General features: G+C 71.3%; 16 protein-coding genes. 5 read left to right on the top strand and 11 right to left on the bottom strand.

The annotated features are described in order from the left end of the window. The first annotated feature begins 95 nt into the window (after positions 1–95). The gene (purU, locus tag LXM50_RS05185; RefSeq protein WP_233310227.1) at positions 96–959 is read left to right on the top strand and encodes a formyltetrahydrofolate deformylase; all 864 of its coding nucleotides are present in this window, start codon (positions 96–98) and stop codon (positions 957–959) included. A 39-nt stretch (positions 960–998) separates the two neighbouring features. Here purU and LXM50_RS05180 read toward each other — a convergent pair whose 3' ends face one another. The 8 genes from LXM50_RS05180 to LXM50_RS05145 form a co-directional block, all read right to left on the bottom strand. Next, positions 999–2042, bottom strand: a complete 1044-nt coding sequence (locus tag LXM50_RS05180) for a nitronate monooxygenase family protein (protein WP_233310226.1) — start codon at positions 2040–2042, stop codon at positions 999–1001. Positions 2043–2114: 72 nt separating this feature from the next. Further along, positions 2115–3047, bottom strand: a complete 933-nt coding sequence (locus tag LXM50_RS05175) for a DMT family transporter (protein ID WP_233310225.1) — start codon at positions 3045–3047, stop codon at positions 2115–2117. A gap of 155 nt (positions 3048–3202) precedes the next feature. Next, positions 3203–4360: an alcohol dehydrogenase catalytic domain-containing protein gene (locus LXM50_RS05170; RefSeq protein ID WP_233310224.1), complete on the bottom strand. Its 1158-nt coding sequence runs from the start codon at positions 4358–4360 to the stop codon at positions 3203–3205. Between the two features lies 1 nt (position 4361). After that, positions 4362–5123 (bottom strand): phosphonatase-like hydrolase, encoded by a 762-nt coding sequence (locus tag LXM50_RS05165; RefSeq protein ID WP_233310223.1) that lies wholly within the window; start codon positions 5121–5123, stop codon positions 4362–4364. After that, on the bottom strand, positions 5120–6376 hold the full coding sequence (locus LXM50_RS05160; protein WP_233310221.1) for a TIGR03364 family FAD-dependent oxidoreductase: 1257 nt from the start codon (positions 6374–6376) through the stop codon (positions 5120–5122). The genes LXM50_RS05165 and LXM50_RS05160 overlap by 4 nt, the downstream gene beginning before the upstream one ends. Next, positions 6373–8112, bottom strand: a complete 1740-nt coding sequence (gene phnE / locus LXM50_RS05155) for a phosphonate ABC transporter, permease protein PhnE (protein WP_233310220.1) — start codon at positions 8110–8112, stop codon at positions 6373–6375. The genes LXM50_RS05160 and phnE overlap by 4 nt, the downstream gene beginning before the upstream one ends. Beyond that, the gene (gene phnC / locus LXM50_RS05150; RefSeq protein WP_233310219.1) at positions 8109–9005 is read right to left on the bottom strand and encodes a phosphonate ABC transporter ATP-binding protein; all 897 of its coding nucleotides are present in this window, start codon (positions 9003–9005) and stop codon (positions 8109–8111) included. The genes phnE and phnC overlap by 4 nt, the downstream gene beginning before the upstream one ends. Before the next feature lie 77 nt (positions 9006–9082). Next, entirely contained in the window at positions 9083–10009 is a 927-nt protein-coding gene (locus LXM50_RS05145; protein ID WP_233310218.1) for a phosphate/phosphite/phosphonate ABC transporter substrate-binding protein, read from the bottom strand. A gap of 174 nt (positions 10010–10183) precedes the next feature. Between LXM50_RS05145 and LXM50_RS18685 the strand changes: the two genes are divergently transcribed. Next, entirely contained in the window at positions 10184–10930 is a 747-nt protein-coding gene (locus LXM50_RS18685; RefSeq protein ID WP_233310216.1) for a GntR family transcriptional regulator, read from the top strand. 20 nt (positions 10931–10950) lie between these two features. Here the strand turns inward: LXM50_RS18685 and LXM50_RS05135 are convergent, their stop codons facing one another. Next, positions 10951–11841: a hypothetical protein gene (locus LXM50_RS05135; protein WP_233310215.1), complete on the bottom strand. Its 891-nt coding sequence runs from the start codon at positions 11839–11841 to the stop codon at positions 10951–10953. A gap of 278 nt (positions 11842–12119) precedes the next feature. Here LXM50_RS05135 and kynA point away from each other — a divergent pair, with 278 nt between their 5' ends. Further along, on the top strand, positions 12120–12980 hold the full coding sequence (kynA, locus tag LXM50_RS05130; RefSeq protein ID WP_258133305.1) for a tryptophan 2,3-dioxygenase: 861 nt from the start codon (positions 12120–12122) through the stop codon (positions 12978–12980). A gap of 4 nt (positions 12981–12984) precedes the next feature. Then, positions 12985–13926: a hydrolase gene (locus LXM50_RS05125; protein ID WP_233310213.1), complete on the top strand. Its 942-nt coding sequence runs from the start codon at positions 12985–12987 to the stop codon at positions 13924–13926. Positions 13927–13939: 13 nt separating this feature from the next. Here the strand turns inward: LXM50_RS05125 and LXM50_RS05120 are convergent, their stop codons facing one another. Further along, positions 13940–14563: a histidine phosphatase family protein gene (locus tag LXM50_RS05120; RefSeq protein ID WP_233310212.1), complete on the bottom strand. Its 624-nt coding sequence runs from the start codon at positions 14561–14563 to the stop codon at positions 13940–13942. A gap of 21 nt (positions 14564–14584) precedes the next feature. Beyond that, positions 14585–14995 (bottom strand): DUF5684 domain-containing protein, encoded by a 411-nt coding sequence (locus tag LXM50_RS05115; RefSeq protein ID WP_233310211.1) that lies wholly within the window; start codon positions 14993–14995, stop codon positions 14585–14587. A 136-nt stretch (positions 14996–15131) separates the two neighbouring features. On the opposite strand from LXM50_RS05115, the gene aspS reads away from it, so the two are divergent. Next, positions 15132–16928, top strand: a complete 1797-nt coding sequence (aspS, locus tag LXM50_RS05110; RefSeq protein ID WP_233310210.1) for an aspartate--tRNA ligase — start codon at positions 15132–15134, stop codon at positions 16926–16928. Positions 16929–16933 lie beyond the last annotated feature (5 nt).

Below are 16933 nucleotides of genomic sequence, written 5' to 3'. Positions count from 1 at the left end.
AGCCCGCGGCCGACCCGCAGGTTGCGGTCGCGATTCGCCTCGTGCGCCGGGGCGCGGCAGAATCGACGCACACCCCCTTGCAAGGAGACGACGCCATGGCGCAGCCCGACACCGCACGACTGCTGATCGCGTGCGACGACCAGCCCGGCATCGTCGCCGCCGTCGCCGGAGTGCTCGCTGCGCACCAGGCCAACATCATCTCCCTCGATCAGCACTCGACCGACGCCGCCGGCGGGCGCTTCTTCCAGCGCACGGTCATCCACCGCGACGGCCTCGCCGCCGCACGCCCGGCTCTCGAGGCCGACCTCGCCGCGGTCGCCGAGCGCTTCGGCATGGAGTGGTCGCTGCACGACGCCTCCAAGCGCAAGCGCGTCGCGATCTTCGTGTCCAAGTACGACCACTGCCTCATGGAGCTACTCTGGCGCACCCAGCGCGGCCAGCTCGACATCGATGTCACCATGGTCGTCTCGAACCACCCGGATCTGGCCGAGTCGGTGCGCTCGTTCGGGGTGCCCTTCGTGCACATCCCCGCCGGTTCGGGCGCCGAGGGCAAGGCCGAGATGGAGCGGCGTCAGCTCGAGCTGCTGCAGGGGAACGTGGATCTGGTCGTCCTCGCGCGCTACATGCAGATCCTCACCGACGAGTTCATCGAGAGCCTCGGCGCTCCGGTGATCAACATCCACCACTCGTTCCTGCCGGCGTTCATCGGCGCGAACCCCTATGCCCGTGCCAAGGATCGCGGGGTGAAGCTGATCGGCGCCACCGCGCACTACGCCACGGCGGACCTCGACGAGGGGCCGATCATCGAGCAGGACGTCACCCGCGTCACGCACGCCGAGTCGGCCGCCGAACTGCAGAGCCGCGGCGCCGACGTGGAGCGCCTCGTGCTCGCGCGGGCCGTGCAGTGGCACGCCGACGACCGCGTCATCGTGCACGGCCGCTCGACCGTCATCCTCTGAGGCCGGACGGCGACCCGGCACCTCGGGCGCGGCGCCGCCTCAGGCGCTCGGAACGCCCGCGGCCAGCTCCGCGAACGCCGCGGCGGCGGTCTCGTAGCGGGCCAGCGGCGCCGACTGCCCCATCCACAGCGACTGCAGCTCGCCCCTGTTCTGCTGCCCGGCGGGGGTGCGGAAGCGTCCGGTGATCCAGTTCTGCGCCGGGAACGGGGCGATCGATCCTGCCGCTTCGATCTCGGCCACCACCCGGTTGCGTGCTCCGCGTGCGAGCCGGCCGCTCATCGCCCGAGTGAGCACGGTGCCTTCGGCGGGTGTCGCACGGATCGCTGTGCGGTGCGCGTCGTTCGCCGTCGACTCCGCCGTGCCGAGGAAGGCGGTGCCGACCTGCACGCCTTGCGCGCCGAGCGCGAAGGCAGCGGCGACGCCGCGCGAGTCCGAGACCCCGCCTGCGGCGATCACCGGCACGTCGACCGCATCCACGACTTGCGGCAGGAGCGAGAACAGCCCGACCAGCGACTCCTCGGCCGGCCGCAGGAACGACACGCGATGCCCCGCGGCCTCGGCGCCGGTGGCGACGATCGCGTCCACCCCGCCCTCGGCGAGGGCGCGCGCCTCGGCGACGGTCGTCGCGGTGCCGATCACGGGGATCCCGCGGCGATGCGCGTCATCGACGAGTGATGCCGAGGGCACGCCGAACACGACACTGAGCACGGCCGGAGCCGCCTCGAGGATCGCGGCGAGCTGCTCCTCGAGCGACGGCAGATACGCCACGGGCCGGGCCGGCACCTCGGCTCCCACGTCGGCGAAGAACGGTGAGAGCGCCGCCGCATAGCCGTCGTGCTCGGCCCCGGGCTCGACCTCGTCGCCCAGGGGCAGCCAGATGTTCAGCGCGAACGGCCGGCGGGTCGCCGCCCTGATCCCTGCGACGGTCGCGCGGATCCGCTCCGCGTCGTAGCCGTAGAGCCCGTACGATCCGAGGCCTCCCGCCGCACTGACCGCCGCGACGAGCGGGATCGAGCTGAGCCCGCCGAACGGCCCGAGGACGACGGGGGTGCGGATGCCGAGGAGGTCGGTGAGCGCGCTCATGCTCCCGAGGCTACGCCTGGCCGCGATACGGTCGGCGCGTGTGACAAGCGATGCCGACGGTGCGCCTACCTGTCAGTCCGGCACGACCGGGATGGATCCGGTCAGCGGCGACGGCGGCTCCTCGTCGGGCCCTGCACCGCGCCGACGCCGCGCTCCTGCGGTGACGCCGATGCTCGCGATCACCACCAGCGCGATCGCGGCGAGCCGCAGCGGCGACGCTTGCTGCCCGAGCACCAGCAGCCCCGCGATCGTCGCGAAGACCGGCTCGAGGCTGAGCAGGATCCCGAACACCCGCTGCGGCAGCCGGCGCAGCGCGGCGAGCTCGAGGATGTACGGGATCACCGAGGCCAGCAGCGCGGTGAGTGCCGCGAGCCCCAGCACCCGCGGATCGCCGACCGCGGTGACGGCGGCAGGCACCCCGAACGGCAGCAGTAGCACGGCGGCGACGGCGAGGGCGACCGCCAGCCCCTCGGTTCCCGTGGTGAGCGCCCCGACGCGGGTGCTCATGCGGATGTACATGATCCAGAATCCGGCCGCGATGAGGGCGAACAGCACGCCCCAGGGGTCGAGCGCCTCCGCGCCGGTGAGGCCGTCGACGCCGAGCAGCGCCATGCCGATCAGGGCGATCCCCACCCAGACCGCGTCGGCCAGGCGCCGTGTGAGCAGGGCCGCCAGCACCAGCGGGCCGAGGAACTCGATCGCGACCGCGGGCCCGAGCGGGATGCGGTCGATCGCGGCGTAGTAGGTGCCGTTCATGGCCGCAATCGAGACGCCGAACAGGACGGCGGCGGTCCACTGCGCGCGGTTCCACCGGCCGAGGCGCGGGCGCGCGATGATCCACACCACGATCGCGGCGATGAGCACGCGCAGCCCGGTGACGCCCCACGACCCGAGGGCCGGGAAGATCGTCGTGGCGACGGCCGCGCCGAAAGGCAGGGACAGGCAGGATCCAACGACCAGCAGCACGCCGAGAGCGGGCTGCTGCCGCGGTTCCTGGGAGTTCACCCCTCAAGCCTGGCACGTTCCGAGGGCTCTTCACACGGGGTCGTCGAGCGAGCACGGCCGAAGGCCGAGCGAAACGAAACCCGGCTCGCGAGAGCACCCCGTCTCCGTCGCGCTGCGCGCGTCGTCGATCGACGCACCCAAGCCGTGGCCGGGGCTCAGCGCGGGGTGAGCCCGACCCGCAGCGGAGCCCCCGGGGCGGCCGCCTGCACGAGCGCCGCATCGACGGCGGCGAGCGGATGCACGGCTCCCACGGCGTCCGCGAACGGGTGCGCGCGCCCACGGCCCGCCATGAATGCGGCCGCGGCGTGCAGCTCCGCGCCGGTGTAGTTGTGCACCCCGGCCACGGTCACCAGCCCGCGCACGATGCGCTCGGCGTCGAGCGGCACCGGATCCGCGGGGAAGACGCTGCCCAGCAGCACCACGGCGCCGCCCACGTCGACCGCGTCCAGGGCCCCGCGCACCGCGTGCCCCGAGGCCTCGATCACGAGATCGAACGCCTCCTCCGCGACATCGTCCGGGGCGATCGCGGTGAGCGCGAACCGCTCCGCGAAGGCGCGGCGAGCCGGGTCGGGATCCGCGATCTGCACGCGTCCGCCCAGTTCCGCGGCGATCACCGCCGCGGTCAGGCCGACCAGTCCCGCACCGAGCACGAGCACCCGCTCGCACGCGAGCACTTCCGCTTCCTGTCCCGCGGACGGGGACGGATCCGGCAGCCGGCGACCCCGCAGCGCGGCACCGCGCGCGACGCCCGCCCAGGCGGTCGCCGTGGCGCAGGAGACGGGTGCGAGCGCGGCGGCCGGCAACGCCTCCGGCACGCGCACGATCCCGGTGCCGGCACGCAGGTGCACGTGCCCGGCGAAACCGCCGGTGAGCTCCCAGCGCGGCTCGATGCGCGCATGCCCGTACTTCGCGAGCTGCCGGCACTTCTGCGCGATCCCCGCGAGGCAGCGGTCGCAGTGCCCGCACGAAACGGTCACCGACCAGACCACGCGATCGCCGACGTGCAGCTCCCCGCCGTCCACCGCGCGCGCACCCTCGTCGCCGATCGCGATGATCCGGCCCACGCTCTCGTGCCCGAGCACGAGAGGCGTGGGCGCATGACGACGTCCCTGCACGGTGTGGATGTCGGATCCGCAGATCGTCGACATCTCCACCGCCACGAGCACATCGTGGGGCGCCAGAGCGACGCCCGGCACCGCGAGCGCCTCGTGCGGGATCCCGACGCCGAGCCAGGCCATGGCGACGGCGGCCGGCCGCAGCGGCACGTCGTGCCGGTGCACCTCCTCGGCGGGGCGGACCAGCGCCGCGCGCATGTCAGCCGGCCGCGATCGGCGCAACGGCGGGGGCCGACACGGTGTCTGCGGGCTCCGGCGCGAGCGCGGGGACGAGCCCGCGCTCGGCGAGCGCGCCGAGCAGGGCCGTCACGTCCGGCAGCACCGCATCGGGGTCGGCGGTCTCGAGCGCCACCGCGTCGTGCGCACCGCTCAGCACACCCGCCACGAAGCCGGCACCGGCACGGCGGCCCGACTGCACGTCGCTCACGGTGTCACCGGCGACGGCAACCGCCTGGACCGACGACGCTCCGGCGCGCAGCAGCGCGGTGAGCACGAGATCGGGGGCGGGGCGTCCGCGACCCGCGTCGACCGGGCTCAGCACGCCGTCGACGAGGTCGTGCCAGCCCAGCGCGTCCAGGAGCGCGTCACGGGTGACCGGGGCGAACCCGGTGGTCAGCCAGACCTTCAGGCCGGCGTCGCGCAGTGCGCGGATGGCATCGGCCGCGCCGGGGATCTCGGTCGCGCCCTGTTCCGCCACGATCTCGGCGTAGGCGGCCTCGAACTGCGCGGTGGCGCGCTCGGCGGCCGCCACGTCGCCGTCGGCGAGGTGCGTGAACACGTCGATCTTCGACTGCCCCATCGTGTCGCGCACGTACTGCAGCGCCGCGTCCCAGCCGATCCGGGTCGCGACCCCGGTGCGCTCGGCCGCACGCTGGAACGCCTGCTCCACGATGCCGTCGTCGAGCACGGTGGTCCCTGCCATGTCGAGCACGACCAGTTCGATCGGGGTGTGCGGGTTCATGCGTTCTCCTCCTGTGCGATGCCGCCGACGGTGGCGGTCGTTCCTGCGCCGCCGACGATGGCGGGTGTCTGTGCGCCGCCGACGAAGGCGGACGTCTCGGCGCCGACGGATCCGGATCCGCCCCAGCCGAGGACGCGGGCGGTCTCGATCTCGGCGAGGCCCAGTCCCGTGGTCATGCCGATGCCGGTGGTCGCGGCGAGCGCGAGCACGCGCGGCGCGACCTCCTCGATGAGGAACTCCTCGGCGGCTGCGGCGTAGATCCCCTGCCAGCGCTCGAGCACCCTCATCCCGCCGACTTCGAAGAGCTCTCGCGCCTCGGCGAGGAACGCGTCGAACGCGGCCTCGGGCTGGAACGGACCCGGCTGCACCGCCTTGTGGTGCGAGTCGCCGAGCAGCAGCGTCCCGTCGGGCAGCTGCGTGTACATCTGGTTCAGATCGAGCGCAGCCAGCTCAGGGCGCCCGGCATGCAGCCGCTCGCGCAGCGCCGTCGCAGCACCGAGGCCCGCGAACCGGCGGTAGCGCACCATCGACCAGCCGGTGAGCAGGGGCGCCTGCAGCGGCGACGGCAGATCGGCCGAGACGCGCATCATGTCCAGAGCGCAGCGGATCACCCCCGCGCGCTCGGCGAGTGCGGGCAGCAGCTGGTCGACGTCGTGATTCACGGCCACGACCACGTCGCTCGCCTCGATGTCGCCGCGGGTCGTGCGGACGAGCCCCGTGCCGACCTCGGTGACCGCAGTGCGGAAGCGGAACTCGACGCCGAGCGCGACCAGGTGCCGCACGATCGCGCCGGCGGCCTCCCGCGGGTTCACCTGCAGATCACCGGCCACGAGCGCGCCGCCGTGCACGACCTCCGCGCGCACCGGGGCCAGCGCGGTCACCTCGGCGGGCGAGAGCAGGCGGATGCCGCCCTCGGCCTCCGCCTCGGCGCGTGCGGCCTCCTCCAGCAGCGTCCGCTCGTCCTCGGCCCGGGCGACGACGAGCGTGCCGCTCTCCCGCGCCCAGAAACCGGCCTCGGCCGCGAGGCGGAGCCAGATGCCGCGGGACGCCTCGCCGTAGGCGCGCGCCGGTCCGTCCTGCGCCCCGATGCAGAGGTGGCCGAAGTTGCGGATCGTGGCGCCCACGGGGCGGTCGGTGCGGTCCACGACCACGACGCGCAGCCCTCGCCGCGCGGCCGCGTATGCCGCGCCGAGTCCGACGATGCCGGATCCGACGATCGCGACGTCGAACCGATCCAGGGAAGAAGTCGTCATCGGAACACCCTCCGCATCCACATCGCCAGTCCCTCGACCACGAGCACCGTGGCGAGGATCATCAGCACGATCGCCGTGACCACCTCGTATCGCGAGCCCTGCCCGGCGTTCAGCAGGTAGTAGCCCACCCCGCCGCCGCCGACGATGCCGAGGATCGTCGCCGCGCGGATGTTCGTGTCGAGCATGTAGAAGCTGTGCCCGATGAGCGCGCGCGTGCCCTGCGGCACGGTCGCGGCCGAGTAGGTCTGCAGCCGGGTGGCGCCGACCGCGCGGAGCGCCCGCTCGGGACCCCGGTCGACCTCTTCGAACGAGTCGGCGACGAGCTTGCCGAGCAGGCCGATCCCTCCGATCGCGAGCGCGACGATGCCCGCGGTGGGACCGAGGCCGGTGACCACGATGAGCACGATCGCGAGGATGAGCTCCGGGATGCCGCGGATGCCGACGAGCAGGAACCGGGCGATGCCGCGCACCGTGCCGTTCGGGGCGACGTTGCGCGCCGCGAACGACCCGAGCAGCAGCGAGGGCAGCAGCGTCAGCACGGTCGCGGCGAGCGCGATCGCGATGGTGTCGCGCATGGCGCCCAGCATGACGGCGGTGTCGTAGTTGCCGAAGTCGGGCGGCCAGAACTTCGCGGCGGTCTCGGGGATCTTCGCCCACACCGTGATCAGGTCGCTCCACTGGATCTGGCACACGATGAGGCTGCCGATCACGATCGCGACGGCGACCCAGCCGGCGATCGTGTTGCGGCGGCGCTCGCGGGTCCAGGGCCGGCGCACGGCTGCGGCGGGAGACGCGGCCCAGGCCGGCTTCGCGGCCGCGGCCGTGCCGCTCGCGGCTTCGGCGGTGCGGCGGAAGCGCGGGTGCAGGATCCGGTCGATCCACGAGCGCGTCTGCGCGGTCTCGCCGAGCATCGCGCCGCGCACGGCACTCGAGATGATCTCCATCACGACGCAGAGCACGAAGATCACGACCGCGATCCCGAGACCTCGTCCGTAGTTGAGCGCCTTGAACGCGTACGACATCTCGAGGCCCAGGCCCGCGACGCCGACGTAGCCGAGCACGACGCTGCCGCGCAGGTTGATGTCGTTGCGGTGCAGCACGGTCGCGACCCAGCTCGGCAGTACCTGAGGCAGCACACCCGCGGTGAACTGCTGCAGCTTCGTGCCGCCGGCCGCGCGGATCGCGAGCCGCGGCCCCTCGTCGATCTGCTCGATGGCGTCGGCGAACATCTTGGAGATCATGCCGATCGAGTGGATCCCGATCGCGAGGATGCCGGGCAGGGTGCCCAGCGAGAACATGAGCACGAACGCCATGGCCAGCACGACGTCGGGGATCGAGCGGGTGAGCACGCCGATGAACCGGGCGATCCCGCGCCACACGGGTCCGGGCGTGGTGTTCGCGGCGGCGAGGTAGGCGATCGGCACCGAGAGGACGGCGGCGACGAGCGTGCCGACCAGCACCAGGCCCACCGTGAGGGCGATCAGCCAGAGCAGGTCGAGCGGCGCGGGGAAGGTCAGGGCCCCCACACGGGTCATGAAGCGCTGCGCATTGCCCCAGCTCTGGAACACGCCCGCGAGCGAGAAGCCGCTCTGCACAAGAGACGCGATGCCCAGCGCGACGAGCGCGATGAGCGTGAGCGATGCCGCGATCCGCTCGGGTGACACCCGGCGCTTCGGCGCCCGCGACAGCAGACCGCCGACGTAGCCCTCGCGGCGAGGGGCGGCGACTGCGGTCACGAGCGCGCCCCGGAGGAGGAGGCGATCCCGGGTCCGGTGGATGCGCCCGCCGGCGCGGCGGTCTCGGCGGGGGCGGCGATCCCCTGCGCGATGAGCTCGGTGGTCACCGCGGTGAGGTCGGCGGTGGTCGTGGCGACCCGGCCGTAGATCTCCATGACCTCGGCCTTGCTGAGACCGGTGGTGGACGTGTTCAGCACGACTTCGCCGTGACGGAGGCCGACGATGCGGTCGGCCCAGCTGATCGCGAGGTCGACCTGATGCAGGCTGCACACCACCGTCAGACCCTGATCGGCCGCGATCTCGCGGATGAGCGCCATGACCTGGTCGCTCGACTCGGGGTCGAGCGAGGCGACGGGCTCGTCGGCGAGCAGGATCTCGGGGCGCTGCATGAGCGCGCGGGCGATGGCCACGCGCTGCTGCTGGCCACCGGAGAGGGTGTCGCTGCGCTGGTAGGCGCGGTCGAGCAGGCCCACGCGCTCGAGGTGGCCGAGGGCGCGCAGCTTCGCATCCTTCGCGTAGCCCCAGAGGCCGAGGCGCGGGCCGCGCACCGACGAGAGCGACCCGGTCAGCACGTTCTCCAGCACCGTCAGCGACGGCACCAGCTCGAACTGCTGGAAGATGAAGCCGACTCGGCTGCGGAGGCTGCGCAGCGCCTTGCCCTTGAGCGCCGGCACGGAGGAGCCGAGAACCTCGACGGAGCCCGATGTCGGGGTCTCCAGGCCGTCGAGGTGCCGCAGCAGCGTCGACTTGCCGGATCCGGAGAGCCCGAGGAGCACGACGATCTCGCCGCGTGCGACCTCGAGGTCCGCGCCCTTGAGCGCGTTGGTGGCGCCGAACTGCTTGGTGACGGCGGCGAGGCGGATGACCGGCTCGGACGAGGCGGGGGTGCTCATGGTGGGTGCGCTCCTGGTTCGGGGTAGGCAGGAGGGCCGCCGGACGGTGCCGGCGGCCCGGGAAGGGATCGGTCAGATCACTTCTTGCACTGGTCGGCCTTGGTCTTCTCGCAGATGTCGCGGATGATGTCGTAGTACTTGTCGTCGACCGGCTTGGTGGCGTAGAAGGTCGCCTTGAACGCGTCGCTGTCCGCGTTCTTGATGCCGGCCTTCACGATGTCGTCGATCGTGATCTCCTTGAGCGCGGACACGACCTTGTCGCTGGTCTCCTTCGGCAGCGCCGAGGAGTAGACGAGCGGCGCGCCGGGGACCATCGTCTTGTCGACGACCGTGACCTTGTCGCTCTTGGCGACCTCGGAGTCCTCGGCGAAGCCCGCCTCGCACTCCTTGCCCTCGCCGACCTTCTGCACGCTGACGTCGTGCTTGCCCGCGAAGACCGGGGTGACACCCGTCTTGGGGTCGATGTCGTCCTTGAGGAGGTTGTAGCTCGGGAACAGGTAGCCCGAGGTCGAGGACGGGTCGACGAAGCAGACCTTCTTGCCCTTGAAGTCCTTGATCGAGGTGATCGAGGATCCCTTCGGCACGATCGCCTCGGAGTAGTAGCCCGGCTCCTGGCCCTGCTTGGTGACGATCGAGGAGATCGGGGTCAGCTTGGCGCCGGCGTTGGTGGCGGTGATGTAGGTGAAGCCGGAGAAGGAGGCGACATCGACCTTGCCGGCGACGGCGGCCTCGATGAGGGCGGCGTAGTCGGTCGACTCGTGGTACTCGACCTTCTTGCCGGTCTCCTTGGCGAGGTAGTCCATGAGCGGCTGGTAGTTGGTCTGGGTGTCGACCGAGTCGGGCACGACGCCGAAGACGAGGGTGTTCGCGTCGACGGCGTAGCCGCCGTTCGCCGCGGCGGGCGCGTCGGTGCCGGTGGCGGCACCGGCGGCGCCGGAACACGCTGCGAGGCCGAGGGCGAGCACGGCGGCGCCGGCTGCGACGGTGAGAGCGCGAAGCTTCATGAGGACCTTTCGGGTTTCAGGTGCGGAGGGAATCCTCGAAGACTCTCTCAAGCTCGAAGCCGAGATGTATACCTACCTCGGCACTGTTCCCCGACTGTTCACCCGAGCTTCGCCTGAATGAACACCATAAGAACAGGGGTGCGCCCGAGCGGAGCGACGAAGTAGTATGCCTATGTGCCCGAAGTTGTCTACACCCAGATCGCTGACGACCTGCGCGCCAGGATCGCGTCGGGGGCACTGCGCCCCGGCGACGCGGTGCCGACCGAGGCCGAGCTCGCCGAGCGCTGGAGCACCTCGCGCGGCCCGATCCGCAACGCTCTGGCCGCGCTCCGCGCCGAGGGGCTCATCGAGACAGCCCGCGGAAGACCCGCACGCGTCGTGGAGCGCAAGGCGACGCAGGCCGTCGACGTGTCGGTGCCGTTCACCCGCTGGGCCCGCGAGCTGGGCGCCCGCCCCGGCGCGCGCACCCAGGAGCTGAGCCTGCGCAGAGCGGGGGCCGAGAAGGGGCAGGCGCTCGGCGTGGATCCCGGCGACACGATCGTCAGCGTCGTCCGGCTCCGGTTCCTCGACGATCGCCCCACCATGCTCGAGCGGCTGTTCTACACCGAGGAGGTCGGTCGCCTGCTGTTCAGCGTCGACACCGATGCGATCTCGATCACCGAGTTCCTGGCCTCGCAGGGCCACCCGATCGTGGGTCTGCAGCACGAGATCGACGCGGTCGCCGCCGACGAGCAGGACGCCACGCTGCTCCAGGTGCCCCAGGGCACCCCGATCCTGCGCCTCAGCCGTACCTCGCGCGACGCCGACGGTCGCGTCTTCGAGGCCAGCGAGGACCGCTACCTCTCCAGCATCGTGCGGTTCACCGTCTCCGGATCCGGCATCTCGTCCGACGGGCAGTACCTCCGCGCGGTGGGCGGCTGAGCCCCACCGCACCGCTGCACTCAGACCGCGAGCAGCGCGATCCCGGCCACGACGACGGCCGAGGCGCCGACCCGCAGGGCCGGACGCCCTTCGCGCAGCGCGAACGCGCCGAACAGGCTCACCAGTACGACGCTCACCTCGCGCAGCGGCGCCACGAGCGCGACCGGGGCGATCCGGATCGCGTACAGGACGAGGATGTACGACAGCGGTGAGAGGATCCCGAAGGCCAGGATCCGGCGCCACTCGAGACGTCCGAACGCTGCGAGCGCCGCCCAGCGCCCGCGCACGGCGACCGAGTAGAACGGGATCTGCATCGCCGCCGTGCCGACCATGAATGCCACCGGCGACAGGCCGTGCGCACGCACCACGAAGGCGTCCCAGATCGTGTAGACCGCGATCGAGACCCCGGTGAGCAGACCGAACAGCAGGCCGGGATCCATCCGGGGACGTGCGGCGGCGCGGCCCGAGCTCTCGAAGTCGGGCGCCCCGGCCCGGTCCACGAAGCCGATCGCGACGATCCCCGCGATCACCACGGCGACGCCGACCAAGGCGATCGGTGCGGGGCGCTCACCGAAGAGGACCATGGCGATGATGACCGAGAGGAACGGTCCCGTTCCCCGAGCCGTGGCGTAGACCGTCGAGAGGTTGCCGACGCGGTAGCCGTGCTGCAGCACCACCATGTACGTCACGTGCAGCACGCTCGACACCAGCACGCCGAGGACGAACCCGCCGATGTCGCCCGTGCCGATGCCGCCGGTGAACGGCACGGCGCCGATCCAGACGAGGGTGCTGGAGACCGCACCCCACCACAGGAACGGGTAGCCGGCGCGGCTCACGCCGTGGGCGAGCACGTTCCAGCTCGCGTGAGCGACAGCGGCGGAGAAGACGAGGACGAATGCGAGAAGCGACATGGGAACCTCCGGTCCGCCGCGGGCGCGACGGACGTGGTTCCTCCAGGCTTTTGTCCGTTCAGATGACGCCCGGCCCACGAAGACCCGACGTGGCGCCGCTCGGACCAGTCGGGCGAACCCCGGAACCCTAGGCGCTGTCGATGATCAGCCTAGCCCGGTGGTCGAGTCCTCCGAATGCGCATCGCGACGAATCCTGGGACGCAGTGTCGGCTCCGATCACAGACGCTTCCGAAGCGCCGATGAAATACTGGACATGTTCAACGACAAGGAGGTCGCCTGTGCCGGACAACACGACCGCGAACGAGCGGGCGCTCGAAGAGGGCATCGTCACCGATCTGAAGGATCGGATGACCTACGGGTCGTACCTCGACCTGGATCGGCTCCTCAGCGCACAGCACCCGGTCAGCGTGCCGGAGCACCACGACGAGATGCTGTTCATCATCCAGCACCAGACCACCGAGCTGTGGCTGAAGCTCGTGCTGCACGAGCTGGGCACCGCGCGCGACCGACTCGCCGAAGACGACCTGCGTTCGGCCCTCAAGCACATGGCGCGGGTCAAGCACATCCAGGAGGTGCTCACGCAGCAGTGGTCGGTGCTGGCGACCCTCACCCCCACCGAGTACGCGCAGTTCCGCGGCGACCTCGGCAACTCCTCGGGCTTCCAGTCCGTGCAGTACCGGGCCGTCGAGTTCGCGCTCGGCAACAAGAACGAGCGGATGCTGAGCGTGTTCCGCTCCCACCCCGAGAACCTCGCGATGCTCACGGCGGAGCTCGAGCGGCCGACCCTGTACGACGAGTTCCTGCGGTTCGCCGCACGCCGCGGCCTGCCGATCCCCGCGGAGATCCTCGACCGCGACGTGCGCCAGCCCTACCGGATGCACGATTCGCTCGTGCCCGTGCTGACCGAGATCTACGAGAACCCCCACGACCACTGGGACCTGTACGAGGCGTGCGAGGAGCTCGTCGACGTCGAGGACAACTTCCAGTTCTGGCGCTTCAGGCACCTGCGCACGGTGACCAGGACGATCGGCCGCAAGATCGGCACGGGCGGATCCAGCGGCGTCGACTTCCTGCAGCGCGCGCTCGATCTGACCTTCTTCCCCGAGCTGTACGCGGTGCGCACCGAGATCGGGCAGTGACGGCGTGAGCGTGACGAACGGCAGCGTGATCGGCGGATTCACGGACCACCACGTGCATCTGCAGCTCGTGGACCCGGCGCGCCTCGGGACCGCATTCGTCGGCGTCGCCGACAGGGGCGGCCTGCTCGGCCGGGTGCTGGATCTCGGATCCGCTCCCGCAGCGATCGCGGCCATCGCGGCCGCCCCCCCGGGCATCGCGGTGTCCTTCGCGGGTGCGTTCCTGACCCCGGTCGGCGGATACCCCTCCGATCGGAGCTGGGCGCCCGAGGGATCCTTCCGCGAGATCGCCGACGCGGATTCCGCGGAGGCTGCCGTCGCCGAGATGAAGGCGGCCGGAGCCTCGGTCATCAAGATCGCCAGCAACAGCACGGCGGGGCCCGTGTTCGGCGATGACCTGCTCCAGACGATCGTCCGCATCGCCGACCGTCATGGCCTCCCGGTGGTCGCTCACGCCGAAGGCCCGGGCGAGGCGCAGCGCATGCCGCGGCTCGGCGTCAGGGCACTCGCGCACACGCCGTTCACGGAGAGACTGAGCGACGCCGAGGTCTCCGCCCAGGCGGGGCGGATCGCCTGGATCTCCACGCTCGCGATCCACGAGGGCGACGCCCGCGGGATCGCCCTGGACAACCTGCGCCGCTTCCACGCGCATGGAGGGACGGTGCGCTACGGGACCGATCTCGGCAACGGCGATCAGCCGGTCGGCCTGAACCCCGCCGAGGTCGAGGCCCTGCGCGAGGCCGGTGTGCGCGGGGCTGCGCTGATCCGCGCACTCGTCCCGGTCGCGGCGACCGCCGAGCGCCGTTACCTGCTGCCCGCTCGCGACGCGGATCCCTTCGACCTCGAACCCCTGCCGCACCCGCATGGGACCACACGGACGCACGGGCGCACGCACGCATCCGGATCCACGCGGCCCGCACATCTGACGTCGCCGGAAACCGCCCGATAGGCGCCGACGACCGTCAGACTGCGCCCAGGTCGATGCCCGCCGCGGCCGGTTCCGCGTAGGCCACCTCGCGCCACACGTCGCCGACGCGCTCGAACGAGGTCACGCTGCTCAATGCGCAGCGCCGGGTGCGAGGGTCGTGCCGGAGCCGCAGACCCGCGACCGACAGGTGCGTGATCCAGATCGGCGCCTGGTGCGAGACGAACACCACGTCGCCGCCGTCGGCGCCGTGCCAGGCCTCGTCCATGGCGTCGCGCATGCGCGCGGCGACGGAGGCATAGGGCTCACCCCAGCTCGGCACCGAGGGGCGGCGCAGGTGGCGCCAGTTCCACGGATTCATCAGGGCACGGCGCATCTGCGTGCCCTCGAACACGTTCCACGGCTCGATGATGCGCTCGTCCAGCTCCGGGGCCAGTCCGAACAGGGTGGTGAAGGGCTCCGCCGACTCCTGCGTGCGCTCGAGCGGAGAGCACCGCAGGGCGCTGACCGGCCGCTCGAGGCTCAGCACATGGTCCGCGGCCGCCCGCGCCATCGCCCGCCCGGCTTCACTCAGGTGATAGCCGGGCAGGCGACCGTACAGCACGTGCTCGGGGTTGAAGACCTCGCCGTGCCTGACGAGATGCAGTCTGGATGCGGGCATCGCTTCAGTGCAGGCGTCCGCTCAGGCGCGGCGGTACTGAGCGGATCCGAACCCGAGGATCAGGTATCCGATGAACGAGAACAGCCAGAGCAGGAAGAACGAGAACGCACCGCCCTTGCCGAAGTTCTTGCCCAGCTTCACCGCCACCACGATCGCGAACACGATGTTCACGATCGGGATCAGGTAGAGCAGGACCAGCCAGCCGCTCATGCCGGCGATCTTGATGAGGAAGATGACGTTCACGATCGGGATGATCGCGAGCCAGCCCGCGTGGCCGGCCTTCGTGAACACCCGCCACAGCGCGATCGCCGTGATCACGTAGAAGATCAGCGAGATCGTGATGTTGGTGCCGGAGAACAGCGCGGCGTAGACGTTGCCCGCGGCGTCGGTGGGGTCCTCGGTGGCGATGAGGCTCATGGTTGCGAGGTTCATGGTGTCGCCTTCCTGAATACGTCGATGGATGCTGCTGCCGTGAGTCTAGTGATCCGCATGCGGCCCCCCGCGAGGCCTTCGGTGCGTCCCCGTAGAATGGCTGGGATCCCTTACCCCCGAGCTGGAGGCTTCTTCCGTGCTTCGCACCCACACGGCAGGCGCATTGCGCGCCGAGCACATCGGTCAGACCGTCACCCTTGCCGGGTGGGTCGATCGCCGTCGTGACCACGGAGGAGTCGCCTTCATCGATCTGCGGGACGGATCCGGCATCGCCCAGGTCGTGATCCGCGACGAGGAGATCGCGCACCCGCTGCGCAGCGAGTTCGTGCTGCAGGTCACCGGCGAGGTGTCCCGCCGCCCCGCCGGCAACGAGAACCCGAACCTGCCCTCGGGTGAGATCGAGATCGTCGCGCAGGACGTGGTGGTGCTGAACGAGTCGGCGCCGCTGCCGTTCCAGGTCTCCTCGGGCCTGGCCGAGACCGACCCGGTCGGCGAGGACGTGCGCTTCAAGCACCGCTACCTCGACCTGCGCCGCCCGGTCGCGATCGCGCCGCTGCAGCTGCGCTCCAAGGTCTACAAGGCCCTCCGCGATGTGCTGCACGAGCGCGAGTTCGTCGAGGTCGAGACCCCGACGTTGACCCGCTCGACCCCGGAGGGCGCCCGCGACTTCGTCGTGCCCGCCCGGCTGCACCCCGGCAGCTGGTACGCCCTTCCGCAGAGCCCGCAGCTGTTCAAGCAGCTGCTCATGGTCGGCGGCGTGGAGAAGTACTTCCAGATCGCGCGCTGCTACCGCGACGAGGACTTCCGCGCCGACCGCCAGCCCGAGTTCACCCAGCTCGACATCGAGATGTCCTTCGTCGACCAGGAGGACGTCATCGAGATGATGGAGTCCGTCATCCGCGCGATGTGGGCGACCATCGGCGTCGAGGTGCAGACCCCGCTGCCGCGCATGACCTACGCCGACGCGATGGCGAAGTACGGATCCGACAAGCCCGACCTGCGCTTCGGACTCGAGCTCGTCGAGGCCACCGAGTACTTCTCCGAGACCACGTTCCGCGTGTTCCAGGCCGACTACGTGGGCGCGGTCGTGATGCCCGGTGGCGCCTCGCAGCCTCGCAAGGTGCTGGACGCCTGGCAGGACTGGGCCAAGCAGCGCGGCGCCCGCGGCCTCGCCTACGTCCTGTTCAACGAGGACGGCACGCTCGGCGGCCCCGTCGCGAAGAACCTCAGCGAGGCCGAGCAGGCGGGCCTCGCCGAGTTCGTCGGTGCGAAGCCGGGCGACTGCGCCTTCTTCGCCGCCGGCTCCGCGAAGGACTCGCGCGCGCTCCTCGGCGCCGCGCGCGTCGAGATCGGCCGCCGGCTGGGTCTGCTCGACCCCGAGGTCTTCGCGTTCACCTGGGTCGTCGACGCCCCGATGTTCGAGCCGGCCGCGGACGCGGTCGCCTCGGGTGACGTCGCCGTCGGCGCCGGCGCCTGGACTGCGGTGCACCACGCCTTCACCGGCCCGAAGCCGGAGTTCGAGGCCACCTTCGACACCGACCCCGGGTCAGCTCTCGCCTACGCGTACGACATCGTCTGCAACGGCTCGGAGCTCGGCGGCGGATCCATCCGCATCCACCGCGAGGACATCCAGAAGCGCGTCTTCGAGGTCATGGGGCTCTCCGATGAGGTCGCGCAGGAGCAGTTCGGCTTCCTGCTCGACGCGTTCAAGTTCGGTGCCCCGCCGCACGGCGGCATCGCGCTCGGTATGGACCGGGTGCTGCAGCACCTGTCCAAGACCGAGTCGATCCGCGAGGTCATCGCGTTCCCGAAGACCGGCAACGGCTTCGACCCGCTCACCGCCGCGCCCGCCCCGATCACCGCGGAGCAGCGCAAGGAGGCCGGCGTCGACGTCGTCGCAGACGACGAGGAGCTCGACGCCGTCGAGGCCTGACCCGA

It is taken from the genome of Microbacterium sp. Au-Mic1 (assembly GCF_021341785.1).
Lineage (GTDB): Bacteria > Actinomycetota > Actinomycetes > Actinomycetales > Microbacteriaceae > Microbacterium.
This window is presented reverse-complemented; position numbering and strand designations above follow the sequence as displayed.